Source organism: Mycobacterium sp. E2479 (assembly GCF_001667925.1).
GTDB lineage: Bacteria > Actinomycetota > Actinomycetes > Mycobacteriales > Mycobacteriaceae > Mycobacterium.
Window position 1 is genome coordinate 1 of sequence record NZ_LZJR01000096.1, and the last position, 19,673, is coordinate 19,673.

The following is a 19,673-nucleotide window of genomic DNA, read 5'->3' on the forward strand; positions in this document are numbered from 1 at the left end:
CCAAGCAAGCCAAGACGCGCCGGATCGTGCTGATCGCGGCCGGCTCGATCGTGGCCGTGGCCGTCAACGCCGCGGTGTTGCTCTTGTTCTCGTGCTTGGTGTTGACGATCGTGATCACCACCGCGGCGTCGACGACCACCAGCAGCAGCTCCCCGGAAACGACGGCCCCCGGCGAGCCGGGTCAGGTACCGCCGCTGCCGCCGTTCAAACCCTCGGCCGACGTGGGCGCCAACTGTCAGTACCCGGCCTCGCCCGAGCCGGCGGCAAAGGAGGTCAAACCGCCGCGGACCGGTAAGGTGCCGACCGATCCGGCCCAGGTGAGCGCCAGCATGGTGACCAATCAGGGCCACATCGGCCTTATGTTGGCGAACAACGAATCACCTTGCACCGTCAACAGTTTCGCGAGCCTGGCCGGCCAGAAATACTTTGACAACAGCAAGTGCCACCGGCTGACCACCTCGCCGGCATTGGGTGTATTGCAGTGCGGGGACCCGAAGGGCGACGGGACCGGCGGGCCGGGCTATCAATTCGCCAACGAATACCCGACCGACCAGTATCCGCCGAACGACCCCAAGGCGCGCGAACCCGTCCTCTATCCGCGCGGCACGCTGGCCATGGCCAACGCGGGGCCCGGCACCAACGGCAGCCAATTCTTCATGGTGTACAAGGATTCCCAGCTGCCGCCGCAATACACCGTGTTCGGCACCATCCAGGCCGACGGCCTGGCCACACTGGACAAGATCGCCAAGGCCGGCGTCGCCGGCGGCGGTGAAGACGGGGCACCGGCCACCGAGGTGACCATCACCTCGCTGCTGCTCGACTGAATCCGATAGCGGGAGTCACGCCGCGGACGTCACGCGGTAGACGTCGTATACGCCTTCGACGTTGCGCACGACGTTGAGCAGATGCCCCAGATGCTTGGGGTCGCCCATCTCGAAGGTGAAGCGGCTGATCGCAACCCGGTCACCGGAGGTGGTGACCGACGCGGACAGGATGTTGACCTTCTCGTCGGCCAGCACGCGGGTGACGTCCGAGAGCAGCCGGTGCCGGTCGAGCGCCTCGACCTGGATGGCCACCAGGAACACCGACGACGGCGAGGGCGCCCAATGCACTTCAATGATTCGTTCTGCCTGCTGCTGCAGCGAGGCCGCGTTGGTGCAGTCGGTGCGGTGCACGCTCACTCCGCCGCCGCGGGTGACGAATCCCATGATCTGGTCGCCGGGGACCGGCGTGCAGCATTTCGCCAGCTTGGACAGCACGCCCGGGGCGCCGGGGACCGAGACACCGACGTCGTCGCTGCTGCGTGGGCGGCGCAACATGGTCGTCGGCGTGGACCGTTCGGCGAGGTCCTCTTCGGCCTGGTCGATGCCACCGAGTTCGGCCAGCAGCCGCTGCACAACGTGCCGGGCCGACACGTGCCCCTCACCGATCGCGGTGTAGAGCGCCGACACGTCGGTGTAATGCAGCTCGCGCGCCACCGCGGCCAGCGTCTCGCCGTTGACCAAACGCTGCAGCGGAAGTCCGCCGCGACGCACCTCGCGGGCCATCGCGTCCTTGCCGGATTCGAGCGCCTCCTCACGGCGCTCCTTGGCGAACCACTGCCGGATCTTGGCCTTGGCGCGCGGCGAGACCACAAACTGCTGCCAGTCTCGCGACGGTCCGGCATTGGCCGCCTTAGAGGTGAAAACCTCTACGACTTCCCCGTTTTCCAGCTTTCGTTCCAGCGCGACCAGCCGCCCGTTGACGCGGGCGCCGATGCAGCGGTGGCCGACCTCGGTGTGCACCGCGTAGGCGAAGTCGACCGGCGTGGAGCCGTTGGGCAGGGTGATGACATCACCCTTGGGGGTGAACACGAAAATCTCTTGTACCGCAAGGTCATAACGCAAGGATTCGAGGAACTCGCCCGGGTCCGCGGCCTCCCGTTGCCAGTCGAGCAGCTGGCGCATCCAGGCCATGTCGTCGATTTCTGCGGCGGCGTGCGGATGCGGAACGCCGTTGCGCCCCTTGGCTTCCTTGTAGCGCCAGTGCGCGGCGATGCCGTATTCGGCGGTGCGGTGCATGTCGCGGGTGCGGATCTGCACCTCCAGCGGCTTGCCTTCTGGGCCCACGACGGTGGTGTGCAGCGACTGGTAAACACCGTACCGCGGCTGGGCGATGTAATCCTTGAACCGCCCTGCCATCGGCTGCCACAGCGAATGCACCACGCCGACAGCTGCATAGCAGTCCCGGATCTCGTCGCACAGGATGCGGATGCCGACCAGGTCGTGGATGTCGTCGAAGTCGCGGCCCTTGACGATCATCTTCTGATAGATCGACCAGTAGTGCTTGGGGCGGCCCTCCACCGTCGCCTTGATCTTCGACGCGCTTAGGGTGTTCACGATCTCGGCGCGGACCTTGGCCAGGTAGGTGTCCCGCGAGGGAGCCCGCCCGGCGACCAGCCGGACGATCTCCTCGTACTTCTTGGGATGCAGGATGGCGAACGACAGGTCCTCCAGCTCCCACTTGACGCTGGCCATACCCAGCCGATGCGCAAGGGGCGCAATGACTTCCAGTGTCTCACGGGCTTTGCGCGCCTGCTTCTCCGGCGGCAGGAACCGCATGGTGCGCATGTTGTGCAGCCGGTCGGCGACCTTGATCACCAGCACACGCGGATCGCGCGCCATCGCGGTGATCATTTTGCGGATGGTCTCGCCCTCGGCGGCGCTGCCCAGCACGACCCGGTCCAGTTTGGTGACGCCATCGACCAGATGGCCCACCTCTTCACCGAATTCCTCGCTCAAAGCGTCCAGGGTGTACCCGGTGTCCTCGACGGTGTCGTGCAACAGCGCGGCCACCAAAGTGGTGGTGTCCATGCCCAATTCGGCCAGGATGGAGGCGACGGCCAGCGGGTGGGTGATGTAGGGGTCGCCGGAATGGCGCAATTGGCTGGCGTGCCGCTTGTCGGCGACATCGAAGGCGCGCTGCAGCAACGACACGTTCGCCTTCGGGTAAATTTCCCGGTGCACCGCCACCAGCGGTTCCAGCACCGGATTGAGCGTGCTGCGCTGGGCGGTCATCCGGCGGGCGAGCCTGGCCCGGACCCGCCGCGACGCGCTGCTGGAGGTTTTCAGCGATTCGGCCGGGGGCTCCGGAATTTCCATCGGCTGCGTGATGGCCGGCGACTCGGGGACTTTAGTGGGCGCGTCGAGCGCTTGCGCCGCGCTGTTTTCCTCCGCCACGTTGGTCACCTCCGAAATCGAGGATATCTCCAATGCTGGGGCACTACTCGGAAGTCAGGCTGTGCACCGCCAACGGCGCGACCGCTTCCCGGCCGCGCAGCGCGCCCAGTTCGAACACCACCGCCGCCGCCATCACGTTGGCCCCGGTGCGCTCGAGCAGCCTGGCCGCCGCGGCCAGGGTACCGCCGCTGGCCAACACGTCGTCGACGATCATGATGTTGCGCCCACGCAGGTCCATGCCGTCCGCGGGGATTTCCAGTGTGGCGGTGCCGTACTCCAGGTCGTAGTGCTCGGCGTGTACCGGCGGCGGCAATTTCCCGGCCTTGCGAATGGCCAGCACGCCGGTCTGCAGCCGCTCCGCGACGGCGGCGGCCAGCAGGAATCCCCGGGCCTCGACGCCGGCCACCAGGTCCGCGCCCGCCGCGATTTCGGCCAATGCGCCGGTGATCGCCGTCATCGCCGTTGCGTCCGCGAACACCGGGGTGAGGTCCTTGAACTGGACTCCCGGCCGGGGAAAATCGGCCACCTTGCGCGTCAGCGACTCGATCAGCGCGGCCACCGGCGGTGGGTCGCCGGCGTTCGTCATCGCCGCCTCACTGGATGAGGGCCCATCGGTCCATATTCCAACCCGCGCCCCACCGCGTCGGGTTCTTGCTCACCGCGTACATCTTCTTCGAGCTCAGCAGCGTGCGCTGCTGCCGGTAGAGCGGCAGTGTGGGCATGTCACCCCACAGTACCGGCGCGGTTTCGGCCAGCAGCCGGACGCGTTCCGCGGCGTCGGCCGAGACGGCCAGCGCGCTGATGGCGTTGTCGACCTGGGGATTCGCGTATCCCGACAGGTTGTTGCCGTTGCCAGTGTGCAACGCGTACGCATCGAGCGCCGACGACCCCGTGGAGCCGCTGCCGGTGGCCCCGCCGGTGCTGGCCAGCAACGCGTCGATCTTGCCGTCCCGCAGCGCCTGCGGGCCCGAGCCGTCCAGGATGACGCCGGCGACGGTGATGCCGGCGGGGGCGCACGCCTTGGTGATTACACCGACGTTGACCGCGAGTCGCGCGTTGGGCCCCTGATAGCCGATACGCACCGTCAGCGGCGCACCGCTCAGCGCGTTGCGCGCTGCGGCCGGATCGGCCTTGCCGAACGGGCCTGCCTCCGCGGCCCCGTCGGCGGCCGACACCGCGTCGTCGGCGGCCGGGTCCAGGCGGGAGTTGGCGATCGGTGTCCCCGCGTCCTTGGCCAGCGAATCGCGCGGCGTGCAGAACGCGACCGCGCGGCGGGCCTTGGGTGCCGCCAGCGGCCCCCGCGGCGCGAAGATCAGCTGCTCGATGCCGTCCGACGGCCCATCGGAGCGCTCGTAGTTGTCCGGCGTGGTCAGCGCCCCCGAGGAGCCCGAGGCGACGTCGACCACGTCCACGCTGCGGCTGTTGACCCGATCCTGGATGTCGGGTCCCTGCGGCCACACGGTCACCCGCTTGGTGATGGCCTTGGGCCCCCACCACCGGTCGTTCGCGACGAGCACCACCGCGCCGCGATCCAGTACGGATTCGATCTTGTACGGCCCCGACGACGGGAAGCGCTTGAGGTCGACCCCGGGTTTGAGGTCCCAGGTGGTGTTCCACAGCTTCGCGATCTGCTGCACCAGGGGAACGTTGTTGCTGAGCAGGGCCGCGGTCACGTCGACGTTGAGTTGGTCGGCGATGACGTGCGACGGCATGATCGAGGTCGCGGTGAACAGCTGGTTGTAGTCGACGACGCCACGGTCCGGGATGAAGGACACCCGCGCCTTCTTCTGCCCGGGAATGCATTCGACGTTGGCGATGTCCAGGTAGCCGGCCTGGGTGGCGGCGTGGAAATCGGGGAACTTGCCGGACTGAGCCGCCCAGGCGAGCACGATGTCGTCGCAGGTCACGGGCTTGCCGTCGGAGTAGACGGCGTTGTCGGCGATTTGGTAGTCCAGCACCAGCGGCGTGCCGCCGACCACCGACACGGTGCCGAAGTCACGGTCGGCGACGGTTTGCCCGTCGGGACCGTGATAGGAAAAGCCGGTGAGCGTTCGGGCGAACGCCTGCGCTCCGGCCGACGCGGCGCCGACGACGGTGTTGGTGTTGTAGGTGGACAGCGGGCCGTCGACCACATAGTCGATCCGGGACGCCGCGCTGCCCGCGCAGGCGGTCAGCGAAAGACCCGCCGCTAGCACTACCGCCAACCCGGCCCCGATCCACCCGGCTAAGACCCGACGGCCGACGTGCCCGCCACGATCGGCCCCAGTTCCGGGGTACCTGGTGGCCATAGGCCTACCGCCGGCCGACGTTCCGCTTGCCGCTTGGACGCCGGGTTCCGCTCGGCCGCACGGGACGGGCACCCGGAGCCGGCTTGCTCGGCGCGGGTTTGGCCGGCTCGGCCGCGGCCGCCGCTTGCTCCGCTTCGTCGGCGGTCTCCGTGTCGCCATCGCCCGTGGCGGTCCCGGCCGTCGCGCCTGAGCCGGGGCTGCGGCGCCGCAACACGCGTCGGGTGTGGGTGCGCACCAGCTCGGTGCGCTCGCGCAGCGTGACCAGCAGCGGCGTCGCAAAGAAGATTGACGAGTAGGTGCCGACCAGGATGCCGACCAGCTGCACCAGCGCCAGATCCTTCAGCGTGCCTACGCCCAACAGCCACACCGCCACCACCATCAGCGCCAGCACGGGCAGCACGCTGATCAGGCTGGTGTTGATGGAGCGCATGAACGTCTGATTGATCGCCAGGTTGGCCTGTTCGGCGAAGGTGCGCCGGGTCGTGTGCTGAAAACCGTGGGTGTTCTCCTCGACCTTGTCGAACACGATGACGGTGTCGTAGAGGGAGAAACCGAGAATCGTCAGCAAGCCGATGACGGTGGCCGGCGTGACCTCGAAACCGACCAACGAGTACACCCCCGCGGTGACGGTCAGGTCGAAAACCATGGTGGTCAAGGCCGAGATGGCCATGTACCGCTCGTAGCGCACCATGATGTAGACGCCGACCAGCACCAGGAAGACGGCGAGCGCGATCAGCGCCTTGTCGGTTATCTGGCCGCCCCAGGTTTCCGAGACTGCGGCATCGCTGATGGCCTGCTTATTCGGCTTACCGTCGGGGCCCTTGGGTTTGAAGGCGTCGAACAGGGCGTTGCGCAGCTTGGCCGTCTGGTCGTTGGTCAGCGTTTCCGAACGGATCTGCACGGTCGCGCCCGGACCATTGCCGACGACGACCACCGATTCCGGATCGTTGCCGATGGTCTTGCGGAACACCTCGGAGACCTGCGAGGTTTGCACCGTGCCGCCGGCCGCGGCGGCGGGCATCGACACCGTCGTGCCGCCGTTGAAGTCGATTCCGAAGGTGAAACCCCGCAACAGGATGCTCAGGACGGCGACGGCGACGATCGCGCCGCTGACGCCGAACCACAACCGGCGCCGGCCGACCACCTCGAACGCGCCGGTACCTGTGTAGAGCCGCGACAGGAAGCCGTGCCGCGGCGCGCCGACGGCGCTGCTGTCGGTCAACTCGGGCGCGCCTTCGGAGGCTTCGGTGATCTCGGTTGCGTTTTTGGAGGCTTTGGAGGAAGTCATGCGCTATCCCCGTCCCGTCTTGACCTGTGCCGAGGCCCGCCGTTCGCGGGCGACCTGCTGAACGGCGCCCAGGCCGTTGTAGGCCGGCTTCGCCAGCGTCGGGTTCTTGGACGCCAGGTACACCAGCGGCCAGGTCACCAGGAACACCACCACGATGTCGAGCACCGTGGTGAGGCCCAACGTGAAGGCGAATCCCCGCACCTGACCGATGGCCAGGGCGTACAGCACCGCGGCGGCCAGGAAGGTGACGGCGTTACCCGACACGATCGTCTTGCGGGCGCGCGCCCAGCCTCGCGGCACCGCCGATCGGAATGAACGGCCTTCCCGGATCTCGTCTTTGATGCGCTCGAAGAAGACGACGAACGAGTCGGCGGTGGTACCGATACCGATGATCAGACCCGCGATCCCCGCCAGATCCAGGGTGTAGTTGATCTGACGGCCCAGGATGACCAGGATCGCGAAAATCATCGCTCCGGAAGCGGCCAGCGACAGCGCCGTGAGCAGTCCCAGCACCCGGTAGTAGAGCAGCGAATACAGCAAAACCAGGATCAAGCCGATCGCGCCCGCGATGAGTCCCGCTCGCAGCGAGGTCAATCCCAGTGTCGCCGAGACGGTTTGGGCCTCCGAAGACTCGAAGGACAGCGGCAGCGAGCCGTATTTGAGGACGTTGGCCAGTTGCTTGGCGGTCGCGGCGGTGAACGGCGGATCGCCACCGCTGATCTGGGTCCGGCCGCCGGGAATGGCTTCCTGGATCATCGGCGCGCTCACCACCTGCGAGTCCAGCGTGAACGCCGTCTGGGTCCCGATGTGTGCGGCGGTGAAGTCGGCCCAGGTGTTGGCGGCCGCGGACTTGAACTGAAGGTCGACGACGTAGCCGATGCCACGCTGGTTCTGACTCGCGCTCGCGTCCTGGATCTGGTCACCACTGATGATCGACGGGCCCAGCAGGTACGCGACCTTGTGGTCGGTCGAGCAGGTGATCAGCGGCTGTGCGGGATCGTCGTTGCCGGCCAGGATGTCTTCTTTGTCGCAGCGGGTCGCCTGGAACTGCAGGGCGAGGAACTGGATGCCCTGACGTGTGCTCTGCCGCCACTTCTTCTCGTCGGCAATGCGGTCGGCGAGTTCCTTGCGCGGATCGGGCGGCGCCGGCTGTTCGCCGGGCGGCGCCTCCGCCGCGGGCCCCGCCGGAGCCGGAGCCGGAGCCGAAGCGGGAGCGGGAGCCGGCGCCGGCGCGGGGCTGGGCGGCGGCGGGTCCTGGGGATACGGCCGGGGCTGGGCACCCGGGTGAGCAGGTGCCGGTTGAGCCGGGGTGGGCTGACCGGGTGCGGGCGCCGGCTGGGCGGGCGCCGGTTGACCGGGAGCCGGTTGAGCCGGAGCGGGTTGACCGGGCGCGGCCTGGCGGGCCGGCGGCTTGGGCTCGGCGCTCTGGGCCGGCATCGAGTTGAGCACCGGCCGGATGTAGAGGCGGGCGGTCTGACCCAGGTTGCGGGCCTCGTTGCCGTCGTTCCCGGGGACCGTGATGATCAAGTTGTCGCCGTCGACGACGACCTCCGAACCGGAGACACCGAGTCCGTTGACCCGGGCGCCGATGATCTGCTGGGCCTGCGCCAGCGCCTCACGGCTGGGCCTCGAGCCGTCCGGGGTGCGCGCGGTCAACGTGACGCGGGTGCCGCCCTGGAGGTCGATGCCGAGCTTGGGAGCGGCCCGCTTGTCCCCGGTGAGAAACACCAGCAGGTAGACGCCGACGAGCAATAACAAGAAGACCGACAGGTAGCGGGCAGGGTGCACCGGCGCCGAAGACGATGCCACTTTCCTTCTATCTCCTTGAAATCGGTTACTTACCCGGGACAGAGCCTACGTGGCCCCCGCTCACCCGTTGTGCAAGCGGTCCGCCGGTCGGGGCCGATCGGTCCGGACTGCCCGTCAGGAATCCTTGGTGATCGAGCCCTCGTCGGCGGAGTCGTCGCCGTCGGCCAGGTCTTCGTCGTCGTCGGGCAGGATCCGGTCGCGGATCGCCAGCTTCATCCAGGTGGTCACCACGCCCGGTGCGATCTCGAGGTCGACGGTGTCGTCGGTGATCTCGACGACGGTGGCCTGAAGGCCCGACGTGGTGTGCACCCGATCGCCCGGACACAATGACTCGTGCAGGTCGATCGTGGCCTGCATCGCGCGCTTCTGACGCCGCGATGCCAAGTACATGAACCCGCCCATGATGAGCAGGAACGGCAGGAACAGGATCAAGCTCTGCATGGACGCGCCTGTCTTTCGTCGAAACTATCGGGACCAAGGGTGCCGCGAGCTCGCGCACCTCGTAACGGTCCAGTGTGCCCGTTCAGTCTGGCAGGCCACGGTCGCGACGGTTTGCCGCGGTGCACCGAGTGCCCGCCGGCGTCAGGCTCGATAGGCTTTTGATGCGACGTGACACGCGCGCCGCGGGAGGAGTCATGTGGTGGCCAGCCTCGAGCAGACTCGCCAACTGGTCACCGAGATCCCCGGTCCGGCATCGCTGGAGCTGAGCAAGCGCCGTGCGGCTGCCGTGTCGCACGCGGTGAACGTGTCGGTGCCGGTATTCGTTGCGCGCGCCGGCGGCGGAATCATCGAGGACGTCGACGGCAACCGGCTGATCGACCTCGGCTCCGGCATCGCGGTGACCACGATCGGCAATTCGTCACCCCGGGTGGTCGAAGCGGTGCGCGCCCAGGTCGCCGAGTTCACCCATACCTGCTTCATGGTGACGCCCTACGAGTCCTATGTCGCCGTCGCGGAGACGCTGAACCGAATCACGCCGGGCTCCGGCGAGAAGCGCTCCGTGCTGTTCAACTCCGGCGCGGAGGCGGTCGAGAACGCCGTCAAGGTCGCACGCGCGTACACGCGCAAGCCCGCCGTCGTGGCGTTCAACCACGCTTACCACGGCCGCACCAACCTGGCTATGGCGCTGACCGCCAAGTCGATGCCCTACAAGGGCGGCTTCGGCCCGTTCGCGCCGGAGGTGTACCGCGCGCCGCTGTCTTACCCCTATCGCGACGGCCTGGTCGACAAGGAGCTGGCCACCGACGGCGAGAAGGCAGCCGCGCGCACCATCAACGTCATCGACAGCCAGATCGGCGCCGACAGCCTGGCCGCCCTCATCATCGAGCCGATCCAGGGTGAGGGCGGGTTCATCGTTCCGGCCGAGGGCTTCTTGCCCACCCTGCTGGACTGGTGCCACAAGAACGACGTGGTGTTCATCGCCGACGAGGTGCAGACCGGATTCGCGCGCTCCGGCGCCATGTTCGCGTGTGAACACGAGGGCATCGAGCCGGACCTGATCTGCACTGCCAAGGCCATCGCCGACGGGCTGCCGCTGTCCGCGGTCACCGGCCGGGCGCAGCTCATGGACGCGCCGCATGTCGGCGGTTTGGGCGGCACCTTCGGCGGAAACCCGCTAGCTTGCGCGGCCGCGCTGGCCACCATCGAGACGATCGAGAACGACGGATTGGTCGAACGGGCCCGGCAACTGGAACGTCTGATCACCGAGCCCCTGCTGCGCCTGCAGGCCGGCGACGACCGGATCGGCGACGTGCGCGGTCGGGGCGCCATGATCGCCATCGAGTTGGTGAAGGCGGGAACCGCCGAGCCCGACAAGGAATTGACCCAGCAGCTGTCCGTCGCGGCCGCCGCGGCCGGAGTGATCGTCCTGACCTGCGGCATGTACGGCAACGTCATTCGGCTGCTGCCGCCGCTGACCATCAGCGACGAGCTGCTGGCCGAGGGCATCGACATCCTCGGCGCACTGCTGCGCGCCCTATAAGCGCTCGGGAAGCTTCGGGCCCGCGTGGGCAATCTCACAAACGCCACCAAGGCCGGAATCATGGTGGAATACCGTTACTTTAGCTAACGTTCTATAGGTCGGCGCGAAGCAGCGCAATTGTCTCGCTAACTTTCATTCGCAAGGGATCCGTTTATGTCGACTGCTATTCATGACGAAAAACTCGACCGTCGCATCGAGCAACTCATTGCCAACGACCCTCAGTTCGCGGCCGCCCGGCCTGACCCCGCCATCACCGCGGCCCTCGAAAAGCCCGGGCTGCGGCTGCCCCAGATCATTCGGACGGTGCTGGATGGTTACGCCGACCGGCCGGCGCTGGCGCAGCGCGTCGTCGAGTTCGTCAAAGATGCCAAGACCGGACGCACGTCGGCCGAGCTGCTCCCCAGCTTCGCGACCATCACGTATGGCGAGCTGGGCGAACGGGTTTCGGCCCTCGGCCGGGCCTGGCTCAGTGATTCGGTGAGCCCCGGCGACCGCGTCTGTGTGCTGGGCTTCAACAGCGTCGACTACGCCACCATCGACATTGCGCTGGCCACAATCGGAGCGGTGTCAGTGCCGTTGCAGATAAGCGCGGCGATCACGTCGCTGCAGCCGATCGTCGCCGAGACCGAGCCCAGTTTGATCGCGTCGAGCGTCAACCAGCTGACCGACGCGGTGGAGCTGATCCTGCGCGGCGATCACACGCCCGCCAAGCTCGTCGTGTTCGACTACCAGCCCGAGGTCGACGACCAGCGCGAGGCGGTGGACAGCGCCGTGGCGCGGCTGGCCGATACCGACGTGACCGTCGAGGCGCTCGCCGACGTGCTGCAGCGCGGGAAGGACCTGCCAGCCGTTGCTGAGCGGGAGACCGACGAGGACTCGCTGGCGCTGCTGATCTACACCTCCGGTAGCACCGGCGCGCCCAAGGGCGCGATGTACCCGCAGAGCAACGTCGGCAAGATGTGGCGCCGCGGCAGCAAGAACTGGTTCGGCGAGAGCGCCGCGTCGATCACCCTCAACTTCATGCCGATGAGTCACGTCATGGGACGCGGAATCCTCTACGGCACCTTGGGCAATGGCGGCACCGCCTACTTCGCGGCCCGCAGTGATCTGTCCAGATTGCTCGAGGACCTCGAGCTGGTGCGCCCCACCGAGCTGAACTTCGTCCCGCGCATCTGGGAGACGCTGTTCGGTGAATTCCAGCGCCAGGTCGAGCGGCGACTCTCCGACGGCTCGGACCGCGAGGCTGTGGAGGCCGAGGTGCTGGCCGAGCAGCGGCAGTACCTGCTGGGCGGGCGCTTCATCTTCGCGATGACCGGCTCGGCGCCCACCTCCCCGGAGTTGCGGACGTGGGTCGAAGCCCTGCTCGAGATGCACCTGCTGGACGGCTACGGCTCGACCGAGGCCGGAATGGTGTTGTTCGACGGCGAGATTCAGCGCCCGCCGGTCATCGACTACAAGCTGGTCGACGTTCCGGATCTCGGTTACTTCAGCACCGACCGGCCGCATCCGCGCGGTGAGCTGTTGCTGCGGACCGAGAACATGTTCCCCGGCTACTACAAGCGGGCCGAGACCACTGCCAACGTTTTCGACGAAGACGGCTACTACCGCACGGGTGACGTGTTCGCCGAGATCGCCGCGAACCGGCTGGTGTACGTCGACCGCCGCAACAACGTGCTGAAGCTCGCGCAGGGCGAGTTCGTGACGCTGGCCAAGCTGGAGGCGGTGTTCGGCAACAGCCCGCTGATCCGCCAGATCTACGTCTACGGCAACAGCTCTCAGCCCTACCTGCTGGCCGTTGTGGTGCCGACCGAAGAGGCCCTGGGCCAAAGCGCCGAGACGGGGCTGGAATCGCTCAAGCCGCAGATTGCCGACTCGCTGCAGAAGGTCGCCAGAGAGACCAACCTGCAGTCCTACGAGGTGCCGCGCGACTTCATCATCGAGACCACCCCGTTCACGCTGGAAAACGGTCTGCTGACCGGGATCCGCAAGCTGGCGTGGCCGAAGCTGAAGCAGCACTACGGCGAACGGCTCGAGCAGATGTACGCCGACCTGGCCGCGGGACAGGCCAACGAACTGGCCGAACTGCGCCGCAGTGGCGCCGAGGCGCCGGTGCTGCAGACCGTGAGCCGGGCCGCAGCCGCCATGCTGGGGGCCGCGACCAGCGATCTGTCCCCCGACGCGCACTTCACCGATCTGGGTGGAGACTCGTTGTCGGCGTTGACATTCGGCAACCTGCTGCGTGAGATCTTCGACATCGACGTGCCGGTGGGTGTCATCGTCAGCCCGGCCAACGACCTGGCGGCCATCGCCGCCTACATCGAGGCCGAGCGGCAAGGCTCCAAGCGGCCGACATTCGCGGCCGTGCACGGGCGCGGCGCCACCACGGTGCACGCCGGCGACCTGACCCTGGACGAGTTCCTCGACGAGGCGACCCTGGCCGCCGCGCCGAGCCTGCCCAAGCCCGCCACCGAGGTGCGCACCGTGCTGCTCACCGGCGCGACCGGATTCCTGGGCCGCTACCTGGCACTGGACTGGCTCGAGCGGATGGACATGGTCGACGGCAAGGTCATCGCGTTGGTGCGGGCCCGCTCCGACGAGGAGGCACGCGCCCGGCTGGACAAGACCTTCGACAGCGGTGACCCGAAGCTGCTGGCGCACTACCAGGAGCTGGCCGCCGACCACCTCGAGGTCATCGCGGGAGACAAGGGCGAGGCCAACCTCGGCCTGGATCAGGCAACCTGGCAGCGGCTGGCCGACACGGTCGACGTCATCGTCGACCCGGCGGCACTGGTCAACCACGTGCTGCCGTACAGCGAGCTGTTCGGGCCCAACGCCTTGGGCACCGCGGAACTGATCCGAATCGCGTTGACGTCCAAGCAAAAGCCGTACACGTACGTGTCGACGATCGGCGTGGGAGACCAGATGCAACCGGGTAAGTTCGTCGAGAACGCCGACATCCGCAAGATCAGCGCCACCCGCGAGATCAACGACAACTACGCCAACGGCTACGGCAACAGCAAGTGGGCCGGCGAGGTGCTACTGCGCGAAGCCCACGACCTGTGCGGGCTGCCCGTCACGGTGTTCCGCTGCGACATGATCCTGGCGGACACCACCTACGCCGGACAGCTCAACCTGCCGGACATGTTCACCCGCCTGATGCTGAGCGTGGTCGCCAGCGGCATCGCGCCCGCTTCGTTCTACGAGCTCGACGCCGAGGGCAACCGGCAGCGGGCACACTACGACGGCCTGCCGGTCGAGTTCATCGCCGCGGCGATCTCGACGCTGGGAACGCAGATCACCGACAGCGACACCGGCTTCCAGACGTACCACGTGATGAACCCGTACGACGACGGCATCGGGCTCGACGAGTACATCGATTGGCTTGTCGAGGCGGGATATTCGATCGAGCGCATCCCCGACTACGCCGAGTGGCTGCGGCGGTTCGAGACCTCGCTGCGGGCCCTGCCGGATCGGCAGCGCCAATACTCGCTGTTGCCGCTGCTACACAACTACCAGCAGCCGGAAAAACCGATCAACGGCTCGATGGCACCCACCGATGTGTTCCGCGCGGCGGTGCAGGAAGCGAAGATCGGCCCCGACAAAGACATTCCACATGTGTCGGCTCCGGTCATCGTCAAGTACATCACCGACCTGCAGTTGCTCGGACTGCTCTGAGTTAGGTCAAACAGCAAGTCGCCCAGCCCGTTCGGGGCTGGGCGACTTGCTGTTCGTGTGTGCGCAAGACTACTGCTGCGGGTGCGGCCAGCGCAGGTACGCGGCGTTGGAACCGGCCCCCGCACCCGACCCCGCACCGGCACGATTACGGCGCCATCCCCGCTTGGGCTCGGCGTCGGCCGCGGATCGTGGCTTGGTCAGCGCGCCCGAGGAGACCTCAGCCGGTTCCTCGTAAGTCGCATCCCGGTATGGCTCGACGACCGGCACCGCGGCGGGTTCGGCCGCCACCGGATGCACATCGCGCGCCAGCCGCACGGCGGTGCGGGCCAGCACCACGCCACCCACGAAGACGATCAACGCGCCCAGGCCCGAGAAGTAGGTGATCTCGAGCACCGCACGCTTGCGGTCGGTCGCGGCAATCGGATCACCGGCGGAACCGATTCCCAACAGCGGGGCGACCTGACGGCCCACGACGAACCAGGCACCGGCCAGCACCGCCAGCCAACCGCCCAGCATGGCGGCGACACGGTTCCCGGCGACCACCAGCAACAGACCGCCCAGCACCGTCGCCGCGCCTGGCGCAACCTCGAGCCAGCCCCGGGCGGTACTCCACGCCCAGTCCCGGTCCGGTGTGTAGGCGAAATTGAAGTGCGGACCAACAAACGGTATTAACGCCCCCCAGGCTCCCAAAATGACCAGGAGCAATCCGCTGACCGCGCCGCGCGAACGCGGCATACTCAGCCCGCGGGTTCGGCCGTCTTCTGCGTATTTCATGACATCCCCTCGTTGAATACCGGGTCGGATTCCGGCCTGGGCTGGTTACCCAGCGCCTTCCACTACTAACCCACGAGGCACCTGAAAGCCACCGCTGGTCGTGGCTTTTGAGGCTGGTGAGACTGGTGTTACTTCTGAAGACCCAGCCACAGGAGGACGATTGCGATCACCGGCAAGGTGCCTTGCGTCGCGGCGGCGCGCGCCTTTTTGTGATCGGAGGCGACCAGAACCATCGCGGCCGCGGCCATCGATCCGACGCCGGCGAAGACGAGCGACGCTCCAACACCTAAGTGCCCCATGGCAACTGCCACGATGCCCACACCGGTGACGATGGCCAGGAACAGGTTGTAGAAGCCCTGATTGAAGGCGAGCAGCTTGGTGGTTTCTGCTTCGGCCTCCGTGATGCCGAAGGTGGCGCGGGTGCGCGGCGAGGTCCAGGTCAACGATTCCATCACAAAGATGTAGATATGCAGCAACGCCGCCAACGCGGCGAACAGCAAGGCGGTGGTGATCATCGCTCCTCCTCGCCGGTCCGGCGCTGCGCCGCGGACGAATTCCGCATGTCTGGGCGCCGCTGAACATTACCGACCGGCGGCTACCCGGGCCAGCCTGGCGCGAAAAGGCACCGGTAGCCCGGAGCCACCGGTGCCTCTCGCCTTACTTCGATTACCGCGCGGCGCCTACGTGGTGGTTCCGACGGAACAGGCCACCGCCGGTGCGACGACGGAACAGGCCGCCGCCGCGCCCGCGGGGCTCCGGTTCGGCCGCCACGGCGTCCGACCGCGCGCCTGCCGGCGCTCCTGCCGGGACGCGGCCCTCGTCGTACATGGCCGGTTCAGCCGCCGGCACGGCCTCGCCCGCCGCCGGCGCCGGTTCTGTCATCACGACGTCTCGTGCATGGCGAACGGCCAGCCGTGCCACCGCGGCGCCGCCCAAAAACACGATCAGAGCGCCCAGGCCCGTGAAGTAGGTGACCTCGAGCAGGGCTCGCTTCAGGTCCGTCGCCGCCATCGGTTGACCGATGTCGCCGATGCCGAGCGTCGACGCGAACGCGCGGCCGACCACGAACCAGGCGCCGCCCGCGACGGCCAGCCAGCCGCCGAACACCGCGCTGGCACGGTTACCGGACATGAGCACCAGCAAGCCGCCGACCGCTGCCGCGGCGCCCGGGAGCACCTCCAGCCAGCCCTTGGCCGTGGTCCACGTCCATGCCGGATCCGCCATGTACGCCCAATCGATGTTGGGCCCGAAGAACGGCACCAATGCGCCCCACGCACCCAGAAGAATCAGCAATAACCCGGTTAGCGCGCCGCGGGTACGTGGCATGTACAGCGCGCCAGGGCGGTCGTAGTCGTGGCTCGTGGTCCTCATCGGAACCTCCTTCAGACAGATATGACTGCTGTGAGGCTGGTTACCCGACGGCACCGCGGTATAACCGGTCACGCGGTGCGCAAATGTTTGCTGGGGTCGCTTTGGCGGGGGGTGGACCTGGCCGGCCGCTGGCTTGGGATCAGCGGGCGGGTGGGTCTGAGCTGGCCCGCGGCCGGATAGGGCGAACGTATGGCACGGTCGCGACGCAAAGGTCACGATTCGGCCGCGATTTGTCGCAGGAGGTCGCTAGTCGAACAGACCGGCCTGGCCGAAGCCGGTGACCCCGGCCGGCGGGGTAATGCCGAGGTGTGTCCAGGCCTGGGCGGTGGCCACCCTGCCCCGCGGCGTCCGTGCCACCATGCCGGCGCGCACCAGGAACGGTTCGCACACCTCCTCGACGGTGGCGGCCTCCTCGCCCACCGCCACCGCCAGCGTCGACACCCCTACCGGGCCGCCGCCGAAGTTGCGGGTCAGCGCCGAGAGCACCGCCCGGTCCAGCCGGTCCAGGCCCAGCTCATCGACGTCGTAGACGGCCAGCGCGGCCTTGGCGATGTCACGGGTGATCACGCCGTCGGCGCGCACCTCGGCGAAGTCACGCACCCGGCGCAACAGCCGGTTGGCGATTCGCGGTGTCCCGCGTGAGCGCCGGGCGATCTCCTCGGCCGCGTCAGCGCCGAGTTCGACGCCCAGGATCCCGGCGGAGCGGGACAGCACCCGCTCCAACTCCGAGGGCTCGTAAAAGTCCATATGCGCGGTGAAACCGAACCGATCCCGCAGCGGGCCGGTCAGCGCACCGGACCGGGTTGTCGCGCCGACCAGGGTGAACGGCGCCACCTCTAGCGGAATCGAGGTGGCCCCGGGACCCTTGCCGACCACGACGTCGACCCGGAAATCCTCCATGGCCAGGTACAGCATCTCCTCGGCGGAGCGGGCGATGCGGTGGATCTCGTCGATGAACAGCACGTCGTGCTCGACCAGGTTGGACAGCATCGCCGCCAGGTCGCCGGCGCGTTCCAGGGCCGGCCCCGACGTCATCCGCAGCGAGGAGCCGAGCTCGGCGGCGATGATCATCGCCAGGGACGTCTTGCCCAGGCCCGGCGGACCGGACAACAGGATGTGATCCGGTGTGCCGCCGCGGTTTTTGGCGCCTTCGAGGACGAGCTGCAGCTGCTCGCGGACCCGCGGCTGGCCGATGAACTCGCGCAGCGAGCGCGGCCGCAGGCTGACGTCGATGTCGCCCTCTCCCGACACCAGCGCGCCGGAGACCTCCCGATCGGCGTAGTCGTCCCCGAAGTCCTCCGTCATCGGGACTTACCCAGCATCGACAGGGCGGCGCGCAGGGCGGACGCGGTGGTGGCGTCGTGATCGGCGGCCAGCACCTTGTCGGTGGCTTCCTCGGCCTGCTTGACGGCGAAGCCCAGCCCGACCAACGCCTCCACCACCGGACCGCGTATCGCGTGGCCGTTGAGGGCCGCACCAGTCGATGGTTCCCCGGCCCCGAGGCCGGCACCGACCTTGTCACGCAATTCCAAGACCATCCGTTCGGCGCTGCGCTTGCCGATACCGGGCACCCGGGTCAGCGCGGTGACGTCACCGTCGTGCAGCGCCTGTCGCAGCGCCCCGGCGTCGTGCACGGCCAGGGTCGCCATCGCCAGCCGGGGCCCGACGCCCGACACCGACAGCAGCGTCAAGAACAGATCGCGGGTCTCGGTGTCGGCGAAGCCGTACAACGTCATCGAGTCCTCGCGGACGATCATTGCGGTGATCAGCCGGGCCTCGGCCCCGGTCCGCAGCGTGGACAGCGTCGTCGGAGTCGCGTTCACCCGGTAGCCGACGCCGGCGGCCTCGATCACCACATGATCGAGCGCCACCTCGAGGACCTCGCCGCGCACCGAGGCGATCATCGCGCGGCCTTCAGCTTGGCATCCAACGTGGCCTTGTATCTTCGTCGCTGCTCGGCGGCCATCGCCTCGGCCGCGGCCATTCGGGCGATCATCGGCGCCCGCCAACAATGACATATCGCCAACGCCAGCGCGTCGGCGGCGTCGGCCGGTGTCGGTTTGGCTTGCAGCGCAAGGATTTTGGTTACCATCGCGGTGACCTGCGCCTTGTCGGCCGCGCCGTTGCCGGTGACCGCGGCCTTGACCTCGCTGGGCGTGTGGAAGTGCACGTCGATGCCGCTCTTGGCCGCCGCCAGCGCGACGACACCACCGGCCTGGGCGGTGCCCATCACCGTCGACACGTTGAGTTGAGAGAAGACCCGCTCGATCGCCACCACGTCCGGCTGGTGGGTGGCCAGCCAATGCTCGACGGCATCGCTGATGTTCAGCAACCGCTCGGCTAGCGGCGCGTCCGACGGTGTGCGCACCACGTCGACGTCGAGCGCGACCACGGTGCGCCCGCGCCCGCTTTCGACGACCGACAGCCCGCACCGGGTCAGGCCGGGATCGACGCCCATCACCCGCATTACCCGCTCCCACCTAGTAGAACAGCTGTTCGATACCCTAGCGGCCGACACGGACACGCCCGGGCAGGACACGCGGCCACGCCGCCGATTCCCGCGGTGATGTTAAAGCGCCGAACCCGACGCGAAGCTGTTAGCTTTAGCACCACGTTCGCTCGAGCAGCGTGGCAACGGAGGGGTTGGCGTGGGATCTCTGCTGGTCTTGATCGCCGTGGTGCTCTTGATCGCGTCCATCGTGGTGCTGGTGGTGGCTTTGCGGCGACCCAAGCAGCCGGCCCGGCCCGGCGGGCGCCGGGACCCGCTATCCGCCGACGCGATGCCGCAGTTCGGGCCCCGCCAACTCGGACCCGGCGCCATCGTCAGCTACGGCGGCGTGGACTACATCGTGCGCGGTTCGGTCACCTTCCGCGAGGGACCCTTCGTGTGGTGGGAGCACCTGCTGGAAGGCGGCGACCAGCCGCTCTGGTTCAGCGTCGAGGAGGACGACGGACGCCTGGAACTGGCCATGTGGGTCACCCGTAAGGACGTGTCACTGCGCCCCGGCGACCAGTACGTCGTCGACGGCGTGACGTTTCACGAGTCCGAACGCGGCCGCGCGTCCTACACGACCGAAGGCACCACGGGCCTGCCGGCCGGCGGTGAGATGGAGTTCGTCGACTGCGCCAACGCCGACGAGTCGGCGCTGCTGTCGTTCGAGCGCTGGGCCCCGGACATGCCCTGGGAGGTATCGACGGGCAAGTCCGTCTCGCCGGGCGAAATCACGGTGTATTCGGCGCCCCCACCCGGCTCGGCGTAGGCACCAGGT

Annotated in this window: 16 protein-coding genes; 4 read left to right on the plus strand and 12 right to left on the minus strand. The window is 67.9% G+C overall.

What is annotated here, in order from left to right:
• Positions 1-824: peptidylprolyl isomerase (locus A5686_RS14775; protein ID WP_067935433.1), on the plus strand; the 824-nt coding region annotated here is incomplete at its 5' end.
• Between the two features lie 15 nt (positions 825-839).
• Here the strand turns inward: A5686_RS14775 and A5686_RS14780 are convergent.
• The 6 genes from A5686_RS14780 to yajC form a co-directional block, all read right to left on the minus strand.
• Positions 840-3,218, minus strand: coding sequence for a bifunctional (p)ppGpp synthetase/guanosine-3',5'-bis(diphosphate) 3'-pyrophosphohydrolase (locus A5686_RS14780; protein ID WP_067936176.1), 2,379 nt, complete (start codon positions 3,216-3,218; stop codon positions 840-842).
• A gap of 43 nt (positions 3,219-3,261) precedes the next feature.
• Positions 3,262-3,804 (minus strand): adenine phosphoribosyltransferase, encoded by a 543-nt coding sequence (locus A5686_RS14785; protein WP_067935436.1) that lies wholly within the window; start codon positions 3,802-3,804, stop codon positions 3,262-3,264.
• Positions 3,805-3,811: 7 nt separating this feature from the next.
• Complete coding sequence (locus A5686_RS14790) at positions 3,812-5,506, minus strand: ABC transporter substrate-binding protein (protein ID WP_067935437.1); 1,695 nt, start codon at positions 5,504-5,506, stop codon at positions 3,812-3,814.
• A 4-nt stretch (positions 5,507-5,510) separates the two neighbouring features.
• Entirely contained in the window at positions 5,511-6,794 is a 1,284-nt protein-coding gene (gene secF / locus A5686_RS14795; protein ID WP_067935440.1) for a protein translocase subunit SecF, read from the minus strand.
• Between the two features lie 3 nt (positions 6,795-6,797).
• Positions 6,798-8,603 (minus strand): protein translocase subunit SecD, encoded by a 1,806-nt coding sequence (secD, locus tag A5686_RS14800; protein WP_067935443.1) that lies wholly within the window; start codon positions 8,601-8,603, stop codon positions 6,798-6,800.
• Positions 8,604-8,717: 114 nt separating this feature from the next.
• Entirely contained in the window at positions 8,718-9,044 is a 327-nt protein-coding gene (gene yajC, locus A5686_RS14805) for a preprotein translocase subunit YajC (protein ID WP_067935445.1), read from the minus strand.
• Between the two features lie 199 nt (positions 9,045-9,243).
• On the opposite strand from yajC, the gene gabT reads away from it, so the two are divergent.
• Positions 9,244-10,584, plus strand: coding sequence for a 4-aminobutyrate--2-oxoglutarate transaminase (gene gabT, locus A5686_RS14810; RefSeq protein ID WP_067936179.1), 1,341 nt, complete (start codon positions 9,244-9,246; stop codon positions 10,582-10,584).
• 153 nt (positions 10,585-10,737) lie between these two features.
• The gene (car, locus tag A5686_RS14815; protein WP_067935448.1) at positions 10,738-14,259 is read left to right on the plus strand and encodes a carboxylic acid reductase; all 3,522 of its coding nucleotides are present in this window, start codon (positions 10,738-10,740) and stop codon (positions 14,257-14,259) included.
• 69 nt (positions 14,260-14,328) lie between these two features.
• Here car and A5686_RS14820 read toward each other — a convergent pair whose 3' ends face one another.
• The 6 genes from A5686_RS14820 to ruvC all read right to left on the minus strand — a co-directional run bounded on the left by A5686_RS14820 (position 14,329) and on the right by ruvC (position 18,871).
• Complete coding sequence (locus tag A5686_RS14820) at positions 14,329-15,033, minus strand: hypothetical protein (RefSeq protein ID WP_067935451.1); 705 nt, start codon at positions 15,031-15,033, stop codon at positions 14,329-14,331.
• Between the two features lie 128 nt (positions 15,034-15,161).
• Positions 15,162-15,548 (minus strand): DUF1304 domain-containing protein, encoded by a 387-nt coding sequence (locus A5686_RS14825; RefSeq protein ID WP_067935452.1) that lies wholly within the window; start codon positions 15,546-15,548, stop codon positions 15,162-15,164.
• 151 nt (positions 15,549-15,699) lie between these two features.
• A complete protein-coding gene (locus tag A5686_RS14830) occupies positions 15,700-16,404 on the minus strand; it encodes a hypothetical protein (protein WP_067935455.1) in 705 nt (234 codons plus the stop codon).
• Between the two features lie 246 nt (positions 16,405-16,650).
• Positions 16,651-17,709 carry a Holliday junction branch migration DNA helicase RuvB gene (ruvB, locus tag A5686_RS14835; RefSeq protein ID WP_067935456.1) on the minus strand — a complete coding sequence of 353 codons (1,059 nt, stop codon included), beginning with the start codon at positions 17,707-17,709 and terminating at the stop codon, positions 16,651-16,653.
• On the minus strand, positions 17,706-18,308 hold the full coding sequence (ruvA, locus tag A5686_RS14840; protein WP_067935457.1) for a Holliday junction branch migration protein RuvA: 603 nt from the start codon (positions 18,306-18,308) through the stop codon (positions 17,706-17,708). Before ruvA ends, ruvB begins: the two co-directional genes overlap by 4 nt.
• Complete coding sequence (gene ruvC, locus A5686_RS14845; protein ID WP_067935460.1) at positions 18,305-18,871, minus strand: crossover junction endodeoxyribonuclease RuvC; 567 nt, start codon at positions 18,869-18,871, stop codon at positions 18,305-18,307. Before ruvC ends, ruvA begins: the two co-directional genes overlap by 4 nt.
• Before the next feature lie 181 nt (positions 18,872-19,052).
• On the opposite strand from ruvC, the gene A5686_RS14850 reads away from it, so the two are divergent.
• Positions 19,053-19,664 (plus strand): DUF4178 domain-containing protein, encoded by a 612-nt coding sequence (locus A5686_RS14850; protein ID WP_067935461.1) that lies wholly within the window; start codon positions 19,053-19,055, stop codon positions 19,662-19,664.
• Positions 19,665-19,673: the final 9 nt, after the last annotated feature.

What these genes read in the sequence shown, in the direction of transcription:
- A5686_RS14785 (WP_067935436.1), bottom strand. Translation starts at nt 3,804, where the DNA reads ATGACGAACGCCGGCGACCCACCGCCGGTGGCCGCGCTGATCGAGTCG.
- A5686_RS14790 (WP_067935437.1), bottom strand. Translation starts at nt 5,506, where the DNA reads ATGGCCACCAGGTACCCCGGAACTGGGGCCGATCGTGGCGGGCACGTC.
- secF (WP_067935440.1), bottom strand. Translation starts at nt 6,794, where the DNA reads ATGACTTCCTCCAAAGCCTCCAAAAACGCAACCGAGATCACCGAAGCC.
- yajC (WP_067935445.1), bottom strand. Translation starts at nt 9,044, where the DNA reads ATGCAGAGCTTGATCCTGTTCCTGCCGTTCCTGCTCATCATGGGCGGG.
- car (WP_067935448.1), top strand. Translation starts at nt 10,738, where the DNA reads ATGTCGACTGCTATTCATGACGAAAAACTCGACCGTCGCATCGAGCAA.
- A5686_RS14820 (WP_067935451.1), bottom strand. Translation starts at nt 15,033, where the DNA reads ATGAAATACGCAGAAGACGGCCGAACCCGCGGGCTGAGTATGCCGCGT.
- A5686_RS14825 (WP_067935452.1), bottom strand. Translation starts at nt 15,548, where the DNA reads ATGATCACCACCGCCTTGCTGTTCGCCGCGTTGGCGGCGTTGCTGCAT.
- A5686_RS14830 (WP_067935455.1), bottom strand. Translation starts at nt 16,404, where the DNA reads ATGAGGACCACGAGCCACGACTACGACCGCCCTGGCGCGCTGTACATG.
- ruvB (WP_067935456.1), bottom strand. Translation starts at nt 17,709, where the DNA reads ATGACGGAGGACTTCGGGGACGACTACGCCGATCGGGAGGTCTCCGGC.
- ruvA (WP_067935457.1), bottom strand. Translation starts at nt 18,308, where the DNA reads ATGATCGCCTCGGTGCGCGGCGAGGTCCTCGAGGTGGCGCTCGATCAT.
- ruvC (WP_067935460.1), bottom strand. Translation starts at nt 18,871, where the DNA reads ATGCGGGTGATGGGCGTCGATCCCGGCCTGACCCGGTGCGGGCTGTCG.